This is a genomic window from Streptomyces sp. NPDC021019, from assembly GCF_044333295.1.
Taxonomy (GTDB): domain Bacteria; phylum Actinomycetota; class Actinomycetes; order Streptomycetales; family Streptomycetaceae; genus Streptomyces.
Map to the genome: position 1 here is coordinate 675,251 of NZ_JBIRQR010000003.1, position 14,590 is coordinate 689,840.

General features: G+C 69.4%; 13 protein-coding genes and 2 pseudogenes. 7 read left to right on the forward strand and 8 right to left on the reverse strand.

Annotated elements, in window-relative coordinates; translation table 11 throughout:
* Positions 1-120 precede the first annotated feature (120 nt).
* Positions 121-1,086, forward strand: coding sequence for a pirin family protein (locus ACH4RG_RS20520; RefSeq protein ID WP_397917796.1), 966 nt, complete (start codon positions 121-123; stop codon positions 1,084-1,086).
* A 1,148-nt stretch (positions 1,087-2,234) separates the two neighbouring features.
* On the opposite strand, the gene ACH4RG_RS20525 is transcribed toward ACH4RG_RS20520, so the two are convergent.
* The 3 genes from ACH4RG_RS20525 to ACH4RG_RS20535 all read right to left on the reverse strand — a co-directional run bounded on the left by ACH4RG_RS20525 (position 2,235) and on the right by ACH4RG_RS20535 (position 5,591).
* Entirely contained in the window at positions 2,235-3,044 is an 810-nt protein-coding gene (locus ACH4RG_RS20525; protein WP_397917797.1) for an SAM-dependent methyltransferase, read from the reverse strand.
* 89 nt (positions 3,045-3,133) lie between these two features.
* Complete coding sequence (locus ACH4RG_RS20530) at positions 3,134-4,780, reverse strand: SpoIIE family protein phosphatase (RefSeq protein ID WP_397917798.1); 1,647 nt, start codon at positions 4,778-4,780, stop codon at positions 3,134-3,136.
* Positions 4,781-5,339: 559 nt separating this feature from the next.
* Positions 5,340-5,591 carry a hypothetical protein gene (locus tag ACH4RG_RS20535; RefSeq protein ID WP_397927280.1) on the reverse strand — a complete coding sequence of 84 codons (252 nt, stop codon included), beginning with the start codon at positions 5,589-5,591 and terminating at the stop codon, positions 5,340-5,342.
* Between the two features lie 306 nt (positions 5,592-5,897).
* Between ACH4RG_RS20535 and ACH4RG_RS20540 the strand changes: the two genes are divergently transcribed.
* Complete coding sequence (locus ACH4RG_RS20540; RefSeq protein WP_398539933.1) at positions 5,898-6,416, forward strand: hypothetical protein; 519 nt, start codon at positions 5,898-5,900, stop codon at positions 6,414-6,416.
* A 202-nt stretch (positions 6,417-6,618) separates the two neighbouring features.
* Here the strand turns inward: ACH4RG_RS20540 and ACH4RG_RS20545 are convergent, their stop codons facing one another.
* Together ACH4RG_RS20545 and ACH4RG_RS20550 are read right to left on the reverse strand one after the other, a co-directional pair.
* Positions 6,619-6,813, reverse strand: coding sequence for a hypothetical protein (locus tag ACH4RG_RS20545; RefSeq protein WP_397918134.1), 195 nt, complete (start codon positions 6,811-6,813; stop codon positions 6,619-6,621).
* Complete coding sequence (locus ACH4RG_RS20550) at positions 6,726-6,965, reverse strand: TetR/AcrR family transcriptional regulator (protein ID WP_397917801.1); 240 nt, start codon at positions 6,963-6,965, stop codon at positions 6,726-6,728. Before ACH4RG_RS20550 ends, ACH4RG_RS20545 begins: the two co-directional genes overlap by 88 nt.
* Before the next feature lie 615 nt (positions 6,966-7,580).
* Here ACH4RG_RS20550 and ACH4RG_RS20555 point away from each other — a divergent pair.
* A pseudogene (locus ACH4RG_RS20555) lies at positions 7,581-7,898 on the forward strand (transposase family protein); the annotation flags it as partial.
* A gap of 18 nt (positions 7,899-7,916) precedes the next feature.
* On the opposite strand, the pseudogene ACH4RG_RS20560 reads toward ACH4RG_RS20555, so the two are convergent.
* From ACH4RG_RS20560 to ACH4RG_RS20570, 3 genes and pseudogenes are all read right to left on the reverse strand, one after another.
* Positions 7,917-8,096 (reverse strand): annotated as a pseudogene (locus ACH4RG_RS20560) (IS630 family transposase); the annotation flags it as partial.
* Positions 8,097-8,183: 87 nt separating this feature from the next.
* Positions 8,184-8,714, reverse strand: a complete 531-nt coding sequence (locus tag ACH4RG_RS20565) for a hypothetical protein (protein ID WP_398539934.1) — start codon at positions 8,712-8,714, stop codon at positions 8,184-8,186.
* 161 nt (positions 8,715-8,875) lie between these two features.
* Positions 8,876-9,838, reverse strand: a complete 963-nt coding sequence (locus ACH4RG_RS20570; RefSeq protein ID WP_397927285.1) for a ribosome-inactivating family protein — start codon at positions 9,836-9,838, stop codon at positions 8,876-8,878.
* A gap of 197 nt (positions 9,839-10,035) precedes the next feature.
* Here ACH4RG_RS20570 and ACH4RG_RS20575 point away from each other — a divergent pair, with 197 nt between their 5' ends.
* The 4 genes from ACH4RG_RS20575 to ACH4RG_RS20590 all read left to right on the forward strand — a co-directional run bounded on the left by ACH4RG_RS20575 (position 10,036) and on the right by ACH4RG_RS20590 (position 14,321).
* Positions 10,036-12,330, forward strand: coding sequence for an ATP-binding protein (locus ACH4RG_RS20575; protein WP_398539935.1), 2,295 nt, complete (start codon positions 10,036-10,038; stop codon positions 12,328-12,330).
* A gap of 257 nt (positions 12,331-12,587) precedes the next feature.
* Positions 12,588-12,764, forward strand: coding sequence for a hypothetical protein (locus ACH4RG_RS20580; RefSeq protein WP_398539936.1), 177 nt, complete (start codon positions 12,588-12,590; stop codon positions 12,762-12,764).
* 60 nt (positions 12,765-12,824) lie between these two features.
* A protein-coding gene (locus ACH4RG_RS20585; RefSeq protein ID WP_398540032.1) for an IS5 family transposase occupies positions 12,825-13,621 on the forward strand; the annotation gives its coding sequence in 2 pieces (ribosomal slippage) (positions 12,825-13,160 and positions 13,163-13,621; 795 coding nt in all).
* A gap of 100 nt (positions 13,622-13,721) precedes the next feature.
* Positions 13,722-14,321, forward strand: coding sequence for an SMI1/KNR4 family protein (locus ACH4RG_RS20590; RefSeq protein WP_398539937.1), 600 nt, complete (start codon positions 13,722-13,724; stop codon positions 14,319-14,321).
* Positions 14,322-14,590 lie beyond the last annotated feature (269 nt).

Below are 14,590 nucleotides of genomic sequence, written 5' to 3' on the forward strand. Positions count from 1 at the left end.
GCTCCGGGCCGCCCCGCCGTACGTTCAGCCATGACAACACCGCACAATGGTTGAACATTCCACTAAAGTTCTGGTGTGGGACCCGGTGCTCCACGCCCCTACGGGATTAGGTTGAGCGTCATGAGTAATCTCGATCGCCAGGCCACGCCCTCCGTCTGCGGAGGACGCGGCTTCGTCGTCGCCGAGCCCGTCCGTGAGCTTCTCGCCCCCCGACGCGTCCGGCTCGGCGAGGCCACCGAGGTCCGCCGTCTGCTGCCCAATCTGGGCCGGCGCATGGTGGGGGCCTGGGCCTTCGTGGACCACTACGGCCCCGACGACATCGCCGACGAGCCCGGGATGCAGGTCCCTCCGCATCCCCACATGGGTCTCCAGACCGTCAGCTGGCTCCACGACGGGGAAGTCCTTCACCGGGACAGTCTCGGCAGCCTCCAGACGGTACGCCCCCGCGAACTGGGCCTGATGACCTCGGGCCGCGCCATCAGCCACTCCGAGGAGAGTCCGAAGGAACACGCCCGGCTGCTGCACGGAGCGCAGCTCTGGGTGGCGCTCCCGGAAGCGCACCGCAACATCGAGCCGCACTTCCAGCACCACGCGGACCTGCCCGTCGTCACCGCCCCCGGCGTGACCGCCACCGTCATCCTGGGCGAACTGGACGGTGCGGTCTCGCCCGGCACCGCGTACACACCGATCGTCGGCGCAGACGTGACCCTGGCCGGTGGCGCCGAGGCCCGCCTGCCCCTGGATCCCGACTTCGAGTACGCGGTCCTGTCCATGTCGGGTGAGGCCGAGGTCGACGGCGTCCCCGTGCTGCCCGGCTCGATGCTCTACCTCGGCTGCGGCCGCACCGAACTCCCTCTGCGCGCTGTCTCCGACGCCGGGCTGATGCTCCTGGGCGGCGAGCCGTTCGAGGAGGAACTGGTCATGTTCTGGAACTGGATCGGACGGTCCCAAGAGGACATCGCACAGGCCCGCGATGACTGGATGAACGGCACCCGTTTCGGGGAGGTGAAGGGCTACGACGGCCCTCCGATTCCGGCCCCTAAGCTGCCTTCGGTGCCGCTGAAGGCGCGAGGGAGGGTGCGCTGAGCTGGGATCATGGACCGAACCGACCTCAGGCTGACTGGCTTCGGACGAGTTCCGTTTCTGGACGACTCGCAGATGCTCGCTTGGCCCTTCGCGTGTGCTGCAGATCTTGGGCGCGACTCCCATGCAGAGCAGAGTGTGGCGACGTTTGCCGGAACGAACGCTGACTCCATGCTGACTTCGCTGACGCGTAGTCAGGTATCTGATGTCGGTCCCCGCCATGTCGTCGCGCCAGGAGTGAGTCGGCCCCGGCTCCGCGCGAAAGGGAGGCCCCGTGCATGGGGCAGGGTCGTGCGTCTGTTGCCTTGCGCGTGATGGGCGACGATCGACTCCGCGCCTACGCCGATCCAGCGCATGGTGGGCAGTCGAGAAGCAGGACCCCTCGGCTTCGGGTTCGCGACGGGACCGCGTCCGCGGGCGGGACCGTGATGCGAGTTCCGCCGAGTCGTGAGAAAGCCGTTGGGGAAACTGCGCCGATCGGCCTCGCGGTGTCACACGCCCGAGCGGTTGATCTTGGGCCGCCGCAGAGCTGGGTCCGTGGGGCGGATTGCTGCTGTCTCAGCTGCCTCGACCGTTTGTATGAAACGCGATGCGGCTCAGTGATGCCGCAGCCGCATCGGCGCCGGTGGGGTGATGCGTCGGTGCGGCGACAGTGAGAGGACTTCGTCGACTTCGTCATGAACCTGCCTACCGGGTGGCCTGACCTGCGCCGATGCAGCTGTGCCCACCTTTGACCGGCGCGGACAAGCCTTTCAGCTCTTTCGGAGTCTTGCCGCGTTACGCGCTCGATTCTCTCCACGCGCTCCCGAGGACCGTCGATACTCCCCGGATTCTCCCCAGGAGGTGCCGTGAAGGCGGGTGTGGTGGCACGGGGCGTCATGCCGCCGGAGGCGCTGCCCAGGGTGCGTTGAGTGACTACCCGCGGGCAGGGCAGGATCCTGGCGCCGAGCGGATGAGCGTCAGGCGTGAGTTTTCGCCGGAAGTCGACGTCTTGCCGATGACCCACACGTGGAGTGCGTCGCGATCCTCGATGGCTGGGACGACTGCCTCCCGCGCAGCGGAACACCCCGCGTCGGCGGGAAGGGCCGGGTGGAGGCGCGGACTCCGGCGACCAGCGCCGTCCTCCCCGCCGGCGCGGGGGTGATCCGTTTTCAGGGCTTTCTGGCGACTGCCCCGTACATGGCGATGTCCTGGCCGTCGATGCCGTTCTGTTCCGGGCCGGGGCGCCAGGTGTGGACCTGGGCGACCCCCGGTTCCTGGAGCTCCAGGCCGTCGAAGTGCGAGGTGGCGGTGGCGAGTTCGCGCAGGACGAAGGGCATGCCTTGTTGGCGGTACTCCTGGGCGACCCGGTTGACCTCCTGGGGCGCGAAGTCCGCGGTGCCGATGGTCATCGCCAGGTAGCTGCCGGACGGCAGCGGATCCAGCAGGCGTTGGACCAGGCGCCGGTCGTCCGGCGGCAGGATGAAGTGCATGATGCCGATCACCATGAGGCCGACGGGCTGGCTCAGGTCGATCAGTTCCCGGAACTCCTGGCTGCCGAGGATGGCGTCGGGGTCGTGCATGTTCGCGTCCACGTAGGCGGTGGCGCCCTCTGGTGAACTCTGCAGGAGGGCACGGGCGTGCGCGAGGACGATGGGGTCGTTGTCGACGTAGACCACGTGCGCTTCTGGGGCCACCTCCTGCACGATCTCGTGCAGGTTCGGCGAGGTCGGCAGGCCGGTTCCGATGTCGAGGAACTGGCGGATGCCCCGTTCCTCTGCCAGGAAGCGCGCGGCGCGGTGCATGAACCGGCGGTTCTCCAGCATGTGCACGGGAAGGGCGGGCCAGTGCCGGGCCATGGCGTCGCCCGCTTCCGCGTCCACGGGGTAGTGGTCCTTGCCGCCCAGGATGTAGTCGTACACCCGGGCGGAGTGGGCCCGTGTGGTCGCCAGTCCGCCCTGACGGTCGTTCGGCGTGTTCATGCAGAGCCTCTTTCGTCCGGGGACGGGCCTTCTCGACGGTATAGAGGCACTGTTCCGGGCGCAAACGATGAGGTGCTCGGTACGAGCGGTCATGAGTCCGGCCGGGCTTGCAGGGCGATGATGGCGATGTCGTCCCGGCGGTGGTGAAGAGGGGGGAGAAGGTCCCGGACCAGGGAGCGCAGCGGCGGGCTCCGGCGGGCCAGCGCGTCGGAGCGTGTCCGCAGCCGCCGTAGGTTGTCACCGATGTCCGTGTCCGGCGTCTCCACCAGCCCGTCGGTGTAGAACACCAGGGTGTCGCCCGCGTGCAGGTCTGCGTGGAGGGTGGTTCGGGTGAGGTCGTCGGTGACGCACAGGGGCGGGTCCGGGGCCGTGAGGTCGTGCAGGTAGCGCGAAGGCGCGGCCGCCGGGATCAGCAGGGGCGGCGGGTGGCCGGCGTTGGACAGGGCGATGTGCCAGTCACCGTGTGTCTGGCGGCGTAGGACCGCGTGCACCGCCGTGACCATCGACGGGCTGTCGAGGGCTTGCACGACGCGGTCGAGTCGGTTCAGGGTGACCGCTGGACTGGCTGCCGGGCCGCTGTCGTACGCGAGCCCTCTCAGGATGCTGTTGACCCGCGCCATCGCCATGGCCGCGTCGAGGTCGTGCCCCGCGATGTCGCCGATCGACAGGGCAAGGGCGTCGGCGGAGAGCCGGACGGCGTCGTACCAGTCCCCGCCGACCTCCGCCGCCGAGTCCGCCGGATGGTAGAGCGCGGTGATCGTGAGACCGTCGATGGACGGCGGGGCCGCCAGGAAACTCTGCTGCAGCGCGAGCGCCTTGCCACGGATGCTCTGCAACTCCATCGTCCGGCGCAGCGGCCCGCTCATCTGCTGGAAGACGTCCCGCAGCAGCGAGAGGTCGGCCTCGTCCGGGGGCGGGTTGCCCCGGCAGGTCGCGATCGTCGCCAGCGCGACGGTCCGGCCGTCCACCACCACGGGCACCAACGCCACGCCTGTCGCCCCGGCCTCCCGCAGCCACCGCACGGAAACGTCCGAGAGCCCATCCCCGGGTGGCCCGCCGGGCGGGAAGACCAACAGCCGGGCCTCCTGGCTTTCGACGGCCCGCTGGGCGACCGGACCCAGTACGAAATCGGAGTCCAGCGGGGGCAGGGAAGGCAGCCCGGGGGCAAGCCCCACACGCTCCGGCGACGCGGCCGCTACGCCGGAGGGCCGCCCCCCGGCCTCTACGCCGTCCACTACACGAAAGATGGCCACTGCATCAGCGAGTTCGGGCACGACAGCCGCGGCTGTCGTCAGAAATGCCTCCGAAAGATCGCGGGCCGCGGGCACCGCCGCCATACGCGCCAGCAACTTCTCCCGCATACGGCCGCGCCAGTGCTCCTCCGCGTCGGTGGCCGTCCCGACAAACTCCACCTCACCGTCCTCGTCGACAACGGGCGCGGCGATGATCTTGACGTGGCGGAAGCGGTCGACCGCATCGTCCAGCCGCACCCTGACGATCGTGTCGAGAGGGGACCGCTGCTGCGTGGCCCTGCGCCACGCGCGCTGGAACCAGGCCCGATCTTTGGGATGCACGGCATCCATCCACGAGGTATCAGCACCGGGAGTCCACAGCTTCTCGGCGATCCCGCCCCCGGACAACACGGTGACGACACCGCCGGGCGACATCACCCACACCGACTGCGGCACGGCCCCCATGAGCGCCTGGTACCGCCTGAGGAGACGCTCCTCGTTCACAACCGTCCCCTCCGCCGCCGGGCAGACGAGCCCGAGGACCAGGCCGGCGGCATGGCACCGCCCGCGGCCGTCTCCGATCGCCTCCGCCCGCCCCACTCTCCAGACGGCGCCAGTGGATCATCACCACTCATGCTCCGATAATCCCTCGCATCCCGGACATCAGCACACCCAGACGCTCCGTGCGACCACCGAGCACCCAGCGGCCGACGGTGCCGCGGCACGTACCGTCGGCCGCAGAGTGTGCTCGTGGGGCAGGCCCAGGCAGCCGGAAGCGAGGACACATCCTGAGCGCGACCCGGGGGCTCGCTCAAAAGCCACTGCGGGCTCTGGGGACACAGCCTGACTACGGGCTGCCTTGTGCCGTGCCAGACCCGACTGCCACCGTCAGGACGCGCGGCGCCGACGGTTGTCGCGCCGGGGCCAGCCCCGCGCGCGCGGAGAGCAGACTTCTTGACCTGCGGCTTTACGAGGGGAGAGTGCGATTCTCGAGCGCTTTCACGGATTCCGCCAAATCAACCATTCCGCAAGCTTGCGCTTTCACTGTGTCACTGGCCGCGGGTCAGGGAATTCCGGCGTACGCGACGGTGAGGACGGTGGATGTCCTCGTGTCGTGGCCGAGGAGGAGCACGGCGGTGATGTGTCCCTGGGCGACGGTGCGGATGATGCCGTCGTCCTGTCCGTAGGGTTCGGAGTTCGCGAGGGGGTCTTCCTGGGCGTCGACCAGGGCGAGCGCGAGATCCCGCCGGGCAAGCTCGGGCAGCTGTTTGTACGTGTCGAACACGGTCCCGGGGAAGTGGAGCCGGTAGGTCACGCGGCGCCCCGGCCGCGGTCGTTCCGGCGTTCTCGCCGAGGCTCCGCGTCGTCAAGGATCTCCGTCGTGACGTCCCGGGTCTCCAGCTCGTCGGGCAGCACACCGCGCACCTTCATGCGCGCGGGCGGCCTCGATGAGCGGCCGCGCCGACTCCAGCCGCTCAGCGGCCGCAGCCCACCCGTCCAGCACGGCGGGCAGGTTCTCGATCGGGGTGAGGTTCACGTCCTGGAACAGCTGTTGCCGGGACGCCGAGTGCGGCAAGGCGACGTGCAGCCGGTCCACGGTCCAGCGCCTACGGTCGCCTTAATGAGCAGTGACGGCGTAGTGGCGGATGAGGCGGTCCGTGCGGCGTGGGACGCCTACCAGGTCCTGGAGAAGCGGACGCCTGCCGAGGAGCGCCAGCAGGCGCAGCAGCGGCTGAAGGCGGCGGTGGACTCCGTCGGGCGCGAGCAGGTCTCACGGGGCACGGTGTTCCTGGTGGGGGTGCTGACCGGGTACTTGATCGCGGAGCCGCCTGGGGGCGGGGAGCAGCTCGATCCGCTCAATGACCTGATCCCTGCCGTAATCCGTCGGCTGCCCTCCTTCGAGATGGCCGACCCGGAGCAGGTGCCGATGGTGACCGGAGTCCTCATGGCCGCCGCCATGGGCATGGACACCGTGGCCTGGCGCGACCGGTTCGGGACGATTCCGCCGAAGGAGGCCATGGTCCACGGCTTCGTGCTGTGGCTGCTCGCGGACCTCTTCGACTCCCTGGCCGACAAGCCGGGAACCATCGACCAGCTGATGCGCGAGACCTTCGAGACCATGGGCTCCTCGGAAGGCTGACGTAGCGGTGGGACTTCACCAGCCGTCTGCCCGCCGGGGCGCCGCCCGTCCAGCACCGACGCCCAGGACAGCTCTGCAGGTGACGGCGCCTCACACCTGTGCCGTCTACCTGGGGATTCGGATTGTGAGGCTCACAACCTCCGCGTCGTCTGGGAGGTCCGGGCACTGCTTGCAGGGGACCCTATGAGTTTGGTCAAGGTAATCAGTGGCAGAGGACAGCGACACCGTCCGGGCGTGCGGCGTAGACAAGGACGGCGCACAGCCGGGCCAGCAGGCCGTGCACGATCGCGCCGCCCGGATCCCGCGCCATCAGCCGCACGGCCCCGGAGACGGCGTCCCCCACCGCCAGAAGGCGCACCTGTTGGTCCAGGGTGAGCCAGCCCGCCTCCGGCAGCACGCCGGGGACAGCGGCCAGTGTGCTGACCGTCCTGGCATCGACGCCACCGGTTCCGTCGCGAAGTGGTGGTAGAACCCGCCGCGGGAGACTCCGGCGACGCGCGGGATCTCCGGCGGCGTCGCACCAGCGTAGCCGTGCCGGTCGATCACCATCCCGGCGGCTGCGGGCCCGGGAAGGGGCGATCGTGCTGCACTCGATGAAGTGGCCCGATGAGGTCCGCAGCCCCGAGCCCTGGCCCCCTCGGTCTGGCATGCACCTGTACGACGGGAAGTGTTCCTGTCACGCTGAAGTCAGAGGCAGGTCTCGCTCGGCAGCTCTGACTGCCAAAATGGATTGACGGGGGGACAGCGGATGCCGGGCTTCCTAACCCATTTGCCCCCTTCCCCGAGGAGCGGGCAGAGGTGCCAGGGGCAGGTTTCCTGACCTCTTACGACAAGCGTCTCGACTTCGAGAGCGCTGGGCACACCCACGAGGCGGCTCTGACAGCCGAGGTGTGGAGCAGCGAACCGCCCGTGACCTGTGACGTTCGCCGGGAAGCTCAGGGCGGAGCAGAGATCTTTTCTACCACTGGGAATCTGTCGGTTGAGACGATGTCCGGGGTCGGCGAAGGTCGGGTGGAGCTTGGGCGGCCCGACACGCTGTGGAAGGTCCGTGCCTCTTGTTCGGGCCGGGCCGAGGTTGCCCGGCTTGCGGTGGTGGACGTGCCCGTTGGAGTGGAGCGGTACCTGGTGCAGTTCTGGCCGGTCAGCGCCTGAGAACCTGTGGGCGCGCTGCCCGGTTCCACCCACGACCTGACTGCGGCCCGTACTCACGGGATCGTCGAAGCTCTCGCCGCCGCCGAACTCAAGTGCTGGGCGGCCAAGGCATACCAAGGTGCCGGCTGCCCGGTCCGGGTGCCCCTCGACGGCCGTCGCCTCAAGCGGTGGCAGCGCCGGCACAACAGCACGCACGCCAGGATCCGCTGCCTCGGCGAGCCGGCCATGGCCGCCCTGAAGGGCTGGCGACTGCTACGGAAGCTCCGCTGCAGCACGAACCGGATCCCCGACGTGGTGAAGGCCGTTCTCGTCCTTCACCACGCGAGAGCGTGGGGTTGGAAAACCCTCACGGTCGTCGGTGGTGGACGACACCTCGGCGATCCTGACCACCGGCATGCCCTGCGCGGACAGCAGGACCATCTGGGCCCGCCGCCAGGTCACCACCGAACCGGTGCCCCTGCGGATGATCCGCAGCAGCCGCCGCCCCTCGTCATCATCGATCTCACGGACCTGCACTCGTATCGCCACCCGGACAGAGTGACCGTCACACGCCGCCCGGCACAGCACCCGGACGGCGCGTCACGTACAACAGGGCAGACGTTGCCTGATCCGGCACTAGACGCAGAACGCCCAGCGACTCCACCGGCCGTTGCCCGTGTCCACGGTGCACCAGTAGCCGGAGTTGTTGACCCACACCGAGACGGAGCGGTAGGAACCGCTCATCGCGGCCGCGCCCACGTTGTCGGCCTTGCCGTTGTGCGGCATCTCCTTCCACTCGCCCGAGCCCGGCCACGCGTGCCAGATCGTGCGGTTCGGTGCGATCCCGAAGCTCTCGAACCTGGCGCCGCCCCAGTTCACGTCCAGAATGGTCGAAGCGTCGCGGAAGACGCCTGCGTATCCGTACCGCGTATCCACCCAGGCGTTCGCGCTGACCCCGCCGCGATCCACCGACTTGATGGATTCCGCGGACACACCGGCTGCGATCAGGGCGTTCTTCGCGGCCCGCGCGCCCGGGTCGGCGACCGGTGTGCTCTGCGCCCTCACCACCGGGACGGACGGATGCGCCTGGGCGGTGGCGCCCCAAGAGAGCGTTGCGGTCAGTGCGGTCGCCAGCAGGGCGGTCACTGTTCTCGTACGACGAAGCATGGCGGTTCTCCTTGATGATGGCCGAGAAGATCGTGGACGGAGCGGACGGCCGGCGCCCGGGGTGTCCGCTCCAGGGGCGGTCGTGGTGTCGACGAAGGGCGGGCCGGTGACCCGCCGGACCCGGGTGCGGCCGAGGCGGCCTCTCCTTCTCCCCTGGAAGGTCACCAGCGGGAACTGAGTGCCATGAGGTGCTGCATCCTCCGGTGCCCGTTGCCGTTCAGGAGATGGGGGATGTGCAGGTAGGGGCTCATGCCGTCAACCGAGTACGGCGGGGGGTTGTCGCCGTTGTGCGAGTCCCCGGCCCATTGGGAAATGGCGCCCCAGTTCCTTTCTAGGTCCACGCCGAAGCCGCCGAGAGTGGTCTGCTGGCCGTGCTCGTCCTGCTGGAATCCCGCCCTCAGGATGGCTTCGATGCGATTCCTGACCCAGCCGAACCGCACGGCCTCGGCCGTCGCGGCGATGATGCGAACGAAGGAATCACGGACGATCTGCACATTGTTGGTCTGGCGCAGAGCCGACAAGGTGTTGATGGCCTGAGCCAGCGGGAAAATACCGAAGGTGAAGGCGGCCCGGTTGTTGTTCGGGTCGAGCATCCCGTTTCCGGTGTATCTGCCGCCGAAGGCGAGACGGGCGAACGGAGCGACCGGTCCGCCATAGTGCGCCTGGAGAGCGGCGGTGGCCAGGGCCGCGTCACCGCTATCGACCATGTCCAGGAAGGCGTAGTGGAGACCCTGGGCCGTGATTCCGATCAAGTAGAGGTTGTCCGACCACAGATAGAGGGTCAGCCGGTGCCGGCTGGTGAGGTTGTTTCGGTCGATGACCCGCAGCTCGATCAGCTGGCTGCGAGTGGCGTCGGTGACCCGTACGGCACCGCCCGTGTCGGGGATCTCCCGCCCGATGGAGTAGAAGAGCCGTGCGGTCATCTGGTGGTACTGAGTGGCGACGTTCTGGCTGGTGGGGTTTCCACTGTTAAGGCCAGTGATGTCCCACTCCAAGATCCTCACCGTCGGCACCGGCTGCGGCTGCGCGCGGGCGGGTGCGGCGGTCAGGACCGGGGCGACGAGGGCAGTGGCCAGGCCCGCGGACAACAGGGTCCGCCGGTGGAGGGCGGGGTGTTCCGTCATGAGGAAGAGACACCTTCTCGCTGCTCGATGGGGTGGTACCGAGGGGTGGGCCCCGTGTACCGCTTCTGTCTCGCGGCCGCCTGACGATTCCATCACCGGGTCATAGCCGTCACCAGGCGGAACCTCCGGCGGAAGTACGCCATCTCTAGTTCTGCCGGTCCGTCACGCCCCTTCCGGGCACACACCAGGGGAGAAGCATGACCACGACGACATCCGACGGCCTCGGGCAGCACTTGCGCGCCTTGCGCCTCGGCGCGGGGCTGAGCCAGGAGCAGCTCGCCGAGGCCGCCGGGATCAGCGTGCGGGCACTGGCCGACCTGGAGCGCGGACGCACCCGGGGGCCGCAGCGGCGTACCGTCCAGGCGCTGTCCCGAGCGCTGGCACTGGACCCGGACGAGGCCCGAGCGCTGGAGGCGGCGGCTGCCCCCGGGCGGAACCGCGCCTGCCCAGCCACCGGCCCGGGGGCAGCGAACGTCCTGTCCCTGCCGAGGAGTGTCCGCGACTTCACCGCGCGCGACCACGACCTCGACGACCTCGATGCCGTGGCCGACACCTTGGATCCCGTCGATCCGCCCGTGGTCGTCGTCGCCGGCGCGCCCGGCCTCGGGAAGACGGCGTTCGCCGTCCGGGCGGCCCACCGGCTCAGCCCTCGCTTCCCCGACGGGCAGTTCCACCTTGATCTGCGCGCCATGGACCCCGAACCGGTTCCGCCGGGCGACGCGCTGGCCCGGCTGCTGAGCGCTCTCGGCGTCGCCGGACGCTCCCTGCCGCAGGACCCGGAGGACCGGGCCGGGCTGTTTCGCTCCCTCACCGCGGCCCGCCGTCTGCTCATCGTCCTCGACAACGCCGCCGACGAGAACCAGTTACGTCCCCTCCTCCCCGCGACGGGCGCTTCCTTCACCATCATCACCAGCCGCGACAGCCTCACTGGCCTCGAAGCCACCCACCGCGTCGACCTCCCCCTGCTGCGCCGCGAGGAGGCCGTCGAACTCATCAGCCGCATCGTCGGACCGCAACGCGTCGCCCGCGAGGCACAAGCTGCCCGCGACCTCGCGGATCGGTGCGGACGGTTGCCGCTGGCTCTGCGGATCGCCGGACAGCGCCTCGCCGCCCGGCCCCACGAGACCCTCACCAAACTCGCCGCCCTGCTCGCCTGCGAAGAACGAAGACTCGACCTGCTCGAAGCGGGCGACCTAAAGGTCCGGGCGGCCTTCGCCCTCTCCTACCGCCAGCTCGACGAGGTTTCCCAGCTTCTTCTGCGGCGCTGCGCCCTCGCCGAGGGCCCCGATGCCAGCCTGGAGACAGCTGCCCTCCTGACGGGAGTTCCGCTCCGCGAGGCCGGACTCCGTCTGGAGCAGCTCTGCGTCCGCGGGCTGCTGCAGGCGGACGCGGAGGCCGAGCGGTACCGGTTCCACGACCTACTGCGGCTCTTCGCCGCCGCACAGCTGGCCGTTCAGGACGACGGGACCAGCCGGGGCGCGGCCCTGGACCGCACCGCCCGCTGGATGCTCGCCCGCGCCACCGCAGCGGCCCTCCAGTTCGACGCCGAACACCACAGCGCCGCGGCAGGCGACCCCGACCCCCCCACCGCCCCGACGGGCCGGGACCGGGCCCGCGCCTGGCTGGAGGCCGAACGGCACCAGTGGCTCGCAGCTTTCCGCCATGCCCACACCGCCGGATGGCACCGCCAGATCCTCGATGCCGCCGAGGCGATGCACTGGTTCTCCGACCTCACCCAGCACTGGCCTCAGTGGCTCGACGTCTTCCGGTGCTCCGTCCACGCCGCCCGCGCTCTCGGCAGTCCGCACGAGGAAGCGACCCACCTGAACTACCTTGCCTGGGCCCACAACTTCTGCGCCCGCGACGCCCCGGCCGCCCTCGAAGCCGCCGACCGCGCGCTCGCCGTTGCCCGCACTTGCGGCGACCCGCTCCAGACCGGGTGGGCCCTCGGATACGGAGCCGGAGCGCTGCGCCGCCTCGGCCGCATGGACGAGGCCGTCGCCCGGCTCCGCGCCTCCGCCGACTGCCACCGCGACAATCCCACCGCCAAGGGCAGACTCGCCCTGCTGACCACCCTCAACGCCCTCGGTGAAACCCTGGGCCAGCTCGGCCGGGCCGACGAAGCGCTCGAACTCCACCTGAACAGCCTGGAGGCCTCCAGACAGGGCCACCCCGGACTCACCCCCCATATGCTCACCATCCACCGGGCCATCACGCTGCGGCACCTCGGCAACGCCTTCACGGCCCTCGGCCGTTGGCAGGAAGCCGAACCGTCCCTGCGACAAGCGTTGACGGCCTTCGAAGAAGCGGACGTACCTATATGGAGCGGGCTCGTCCGGCTCGGACTTGGACGCGTCCTGCGCCACCTTGACCGCCCCAGTGAGGCCCGCACCGTCCTGACCGCCGCCCTGCACACGCTCACCGCCCACCACCACCCCCTCCAGGCCGAGGCCGCCACCGAACTCCACACCCTCGACCGCACCCGGTACTGACATCGGACGGCGTGCCGGTCATGCGTCGCCGGGACGGGGACGGCCGGGATGCGGATCCCGCGACCGGGAGTGTTCCGGAGCCGGGCGCGGGGCGCGCTCCCCGGCCGTACGAAGGAATCCAGCCGCGCGAAAGGGGCCCGAGCATCCCGAACAGCCCCGCGCACACGGAGAGGCCCGGCACGCAGAAGCACACGCGGTCCCCCGATAGGTCCTGAACTGCGGTCAGAATCCATAGATCTCCGGGCATGATGCGCCCCATGGACGCACAGAAGACCCTCAGCAAGGCCGACGAGATCAAGGCGGCGCGGCAGGCCGCCCGGAAGGACGCGATCGGCCCGCTGGCCACGGTCCTGGCCGAGCGCAAGCAGCTCCGGAACAATCCAACTCCATGTACCCCGCCCCATGATCAGCCCAACGACCGCCTCACCACGTAGGACACAGTCTTAGAGGTCGTCTCAACTGGCTTGATCACTAGGCTGGCGGCCGTGATGGCGATGGTGGAGCGGCTGGTGCCGGACGGGTTGTGGGAGTTGTTCCAGCGGGTGGTTCCGGCGGCGCCGGTGCGGCCACAGGGTGGGGGACGACGCCGCTATGGGGACCGGCAGGTACTGGCTGCCATCGTGTTCGTGGCCACGACCGGCTGTACGTGGCGGCAACTGCCACCGGACTTTGGCCCGTCCGGGCCGACCGCGCACCGCCGCTTCACCGAGTGGAGCCGGGCCCGCGTGTGGGGCAAACTCCATCGTCTGGTCCTGGACGAGCTCGGCGCACGCGGCGGACTGGACTGGTCGCGGTGCGCGATCGACTCGGTGAACATGCGGGCCCTCAAAGGGGGGACCTGACGGGTCCGAATCCTGTAGATCGCGGCAAGAAGGGATCAAAGATCCACTTGATCACGGAGCGGACCGGTCTGCCCCTCTCCATCGGGATCTCAGCTGCGAACACCCACGACAGCCAGGGTCTGGAGCCTTTGGTGCGGGGCATTCCGCCCATCCGGTCCCGCCGTGGGCCGCGCCGCCGTCGACCGGCCAAGCTGCACGGCGACAAGGGCTATGACTCCGACCGGCTGCGCACGTGGCTCCGCTCCCGCAACATCACACCGCGCATCGCGCGCCGGGGCATCGAATCCTCCCAGCGCCTTGGCCGTCACCGTTGGACCGTGGAGCGCACCGTGGCGTGGCTGTCCGGATGCCGCCGTCTGCACCGTCGCTACGAGCGGAAGGCCGAACACTTCCTGGCGTTCGCCGGCATCGCCGCCGCCCTGATCTGCTACCGCAGGCTGACAGCCTGACCGGCGAGACCTCCGAGCTGGGATGATCCATGCCGTAACCGAATGCCCCCGATAGAGGGGGTGTCCGCCGCATAGGCGGCACACACCAGCGAGGAACGCCATGACCGACTACCTGGCCGCCGCCATGGCGATGCTCGGCCCGGCCCAGAACCGCTACGCCGACCCCGCCGCCTGGGACCGGCTCCACGCCGAACTCGACATCCGGCTGCCGACCGACTACCAGACCCTCGTGGACGCATACGCTCCCATCCAGCTCAACGGCCACCTGTACCTGCACCACCCCGCGACCGAACGCTGGAATCTGGGCCAGAACATACGGGACACGGTCCGCGCCTGGTCCGAGGTGCCCTGGGACGATCTCGATCCGGACGAGGACCCTCGCCTGCTGTTTCGACTCACGGAGTTGAGCTTCGGCACCCGCAACGGGCTGTGGCCGATCGCCAGCACCGACCGAGGCGAGACAATCTTCCTCGTCGCTGCGAGCGCCATGACCCTCTGGCTCCTGGTCGAAGACGGCGAAGGCGGCTGGGCACAGTACGACATGAGCTTCGCCGAATGGCTCTACCGCTACCTCATCGGCGAAGACATGGCCGGCCCCAACACCTCCGCCTTCTACCCCGGACCGGTACAGCTGCGCCGGCTTCCGATGACCGTTGGTGAACGGCCAGAGCCGTGGAGCGGGCCGGACCGCGGCATGTAACCCTGCCGCCACGGCAGTCGCAGGCGCCCACCAACTTGCCTGGAGAGCCAAACGAGACGACCTCTTAGGCGACCACAAAGTGCTGGTGCTCCACGACTGGTTCGGCACCAGCGCCGACTGGGTGCCCTTCCTGGACTACCTGGACGGTGACACCTTCAGCTTCGCCTGCCTCGACTACCGCGGCTACGGCGACCGCAAGCATGTCACCGGTACTACGGTGCCGCGCAGGACCGCGACAAGCGACGCTCCATCGTGGACCTGGTCACCGG

What these genes read in the sequence shown, in the direction of transcription:
- ACH4RG_RS20520 (WP_397917796.1), top strand. Translation starts at nt 121, where the DNA reads ATGAGTAATCTCGATCGCCAGGCCACGCCCTCCGTCTGCGGAGGACGC.
- ACH4RG_RS20525 (WP_397917797.1), bottom strand. Translation starts at nt 3,044, where the DNA reads ATGAACACGCCGAACGACCGTCAGGGCGGACTGGCGACCACACGGGCC.
- ACH4RG_RS20575 (WP_398539935.1), top strand. Translation starts at nt 10,036, where the DNA reads ATGACCACGACGACATCCGACGGCCTCGGGCAGCACTTGCGCGCCTTG.
- ACH4RG_RS20590 (WP_398539937.1), top strand. Translation starts at nt 13,722, where the DNA reads ATGACCGACTACCTGGCCGCCGCCATGGCGATGCTCGGCCCGGCCCAG.
- ACH4RG_RS20550 (WP_397917801.1), bottom strand. Translation starts at nt 6,965, where the DNA reads ATGGTGATCGACCGGCACGGCTACGCTGGTGCGACGCCGCCGGAGATC.
- ACH4RG_RS20570 (WP_397927285.1), bottom strand. Translation starts at nt 9,838, where the DNA reads ATGACGGAACACCCCGCCCTCCACCGGCGGACCCTGTTGTCCGCGGGC.
- ACH4RG_RS20540 (WP_398539933.1), top strand. Translation starts at nt 5,898, where the DNA reads ATGAGCAGTGACGGCGTAGTGGCGGATGAGGCGGTCCGTGCGGCGTGG.
- ACH4RG_RS20580 (WP_398539936.1), top strand. Translation starts at nt 12,588, where the DNA reads ATGGACGCACAGAAGACCCTCAGCAAGGCCGACGAGATCAAGGCGGCG.
- ACH4RG_RS20565 (WP_398539934.1), bottom strand. Translation starts at nt 8,714, where the DNA reads ATGCTTCGTCGTACGAGAACAGTGACCGCCCTGCTGGCGACCGCACTG.